This window comes from Pseudaeromonas pectinilytica, from assembly GCF_054780855.1.
In genome coordinates, this window is record NZ_BAAGVN010000239.1 from 1 (window position 1) to 2364 (window position 2364).

Consider the following 2364-nt stretch of genomic DNA (forward strand, 5'->3'; position numbering starts at 1 on the left):
ACGCGCACCAGCGAGTCATTCTGGATTGCCTTGGTGAAGCATATCAGCGGGTTTATTCCTAAATTAGGTGCGGAATGTCGGCTCAAACAGTTTTTGGCCGAGCCGCAAGTCCACCTGCCGGCTGTGAGCTCGGGGGCGGATCTCATCGAGCGCTGGCTGACGGCCAACCACCTGTCGCGCACCTTGGCGACAGTCGTGCAGAGTTATGCCGTCGGTGGGCGAGTGGTGGCGGCATCGGGATATCTGATGTGTGTGCCCTACCTGATCGCCCGCGAGCTGGTCAGCATGCTGCCGTTGCGCATTCTGGAATTACCGGAAGGGGCACCGGATCTGACGCTCACCATCCTCAGTCACTCCTTGTATGACCATCAACCGGATATCCGTTGGCTGATCGAGCAGATCAGCCAGTGTACCTTCGAGCAGTCTGCCGCTCACGACTGAAGCAACCGGTAAACACCCCGATGTTGTGATATGGCAAACAGGCTAGCCGTTCCGGTTGTGGCTGAAGTCTCGACCGAATGCTTTGCACTTACTTCACCTTGAAACAGGTGATCAATTCTGACAGTTGGCTGGCGCGACCATTTACCTCTCGGGCGGTCTCGGCCAGTACCTCCGAGGCTGAAGCACTTTGTTGGGTGATTTGGCTGAGCTGATTCATGGCCTGATTGATCTGATTGACTCCCAGACTTTGTTCTTGCGAGGCGCAGGTGATCTCTTGCACCAGATCCGATGTGCGTTGGATGTCCGGCTCGAGTTGGGAAAACAGGGCTCCGGCTTGCTCAGCCAGGGTGACACTGCTGGCGGCGACTTTACCGATCTCTTGCGCCGCGACCTGACTGCGTTCCGCGAGCTTTCTCACCTCGGCCGAGACCACCGCAAATCCTTTGCCATGATCGCCAGCCCGGGCTGCTTCGATGGCGGCATTCAAAGCCAGCAAGTTGGTTTGATAGGCGATGTCATCGATGATGCCGATCTTGCCGGCAATCTGTTTCATCGCCGCGACGGTTTGTTTAACGGCTTCGCCTCCGTGCTGGGCATCTTGGGAGGCTTTGGCGGAGATGGCGCTAGTAAGCTTCGAGCTTTCGGTATTTTGCGCGATAGAGGCCGACATCTGCTCCATAGAGGCCGAGGTTTCCTCGACACTGGCGGCTTGTTCGCTGGCGCCTCGACTCATGGTGAGTGAGGTGGCGGCTAACCGGTCGGCCGAGTTGGAGAGCGCGGATGTTGCTTCCCCAAAACGTCCGAAGATGGCGAGTAACCGCGACTGAATCATCCGGGTTGCCAGCATGATTTGACCGGTTTCGTGGTGCGGCATGTCCGGTAGCGACTCGGTCAAATCACCATTGGCAATATCCACCAGATAATGGGCACAGCGTCTGAGTGGCTTAATCACCTCGTAATAGAGCAAACCAACCAGCGCAAATGCCGCCAACATATTGAGCAGGTGTAGCAGGGTAAACAGATCTTCGATGAGTGGATTAGCCGGATCAGTAAAGCCAAACAGCTCATCCAGCAGCAACACGCTGGAACTGGCCACGGCAATCCCTCCTAGTAGCCATCCCTTGAGAGCCAGCGATACATGCTGCCATCCCTTCTTGGTCGGCAGCGTGAGCGAGGGATCTTTGCGCATCCGGGCGTATAGTTGTTCGGCCTCGGCAATCTGGGTTCGCGAGGGCTTGCTGCGCACCGATTGATAACCCACAGTTTCGCCATCTTGCACTATGGGCATGACATAGGCGTCGACCCAGTAGTGATCGCCATTCTTGCAGCGATTCTTGACCAGACCGCGCCAGGTTTTCCCGGCTTTAATGGTTCGCCATAGGTCGGCAAAAGCGGCTGGCGGCATATCCGGATGGCGAACAATATTGTGATGACTACCGAGCAACTCCTGTTCATTGAAACCACTGATGCGCAGGAAGTCGAGATTCACGAAGGTAATGTCACCCTGCAGATCAGTCATCGACACCAAACGCGTGTCGGCGCTGAACTCTTTTTCTTGTTGGGTGATCGGCTGGTTATTACGCATCGACAGCTCCTTGGGCCATATCGGCAGAAACTTAGCAAATGGGATCCATCTGACCAAAGGAGCATAGATGATGAATCAAAACAATGTCGGGTTCTGGCTAGCACCATGGCATAGCGGGTGAGAGACCTGGGATATGTATCAGGGGGAGGGCGAAATAAAGTAGTGATGGCGAATGGCTCGGGCTTGCGGACTGTTCTGCACCTGCTGCATGCCGCGAATTAGGCGTTGCGCCAAATCGGCTTGATAGGTCTCGCGAGGGCGCTGTTCCCTTTACGTGTTGGGGCAATCTATACTTGCAGTAAGTTCGCTGGACTGAGGTGCCCGCTATGGATACCAAC

Annotated in this window: 2 protein-coding genes; one reads left to right on the top strand and one right to left on the bottom strand. The window is 55.7% G+C overall.

Features of this window, described 5'->3' with window-relative positions; translation table 11 throughout:
- Positions 1–441: LysR substrate-binding domain-containing protein (locus ACYVG7_RS10520; RefSeq protein WP_460883069.1), on the top strand; the 441-nt coding region annotated here is incomplete at its 5' end.
- A gap of 88 nt (positions 442–529) precedes the next feature.
- On the opposite strand, the gene ACYVG7_RS10525 is transcribed toward ACYVG7_RS10520, so the two are convergent.
- The gene (locus ACYVG7_RS10525; RefSeq protein WP_460883070.1) at positions 530–2026 is read right to left on the bottom strand and encodes a methyl-accepting chemotaxis protein; all 1497 of its coding nucleotides are present in this window, start codon (positions 2024–2026) and stop codon (positions 530–532) included.
- Between the last annotated feature and the right edge of the window lie 338 nt (positions 2027–2364).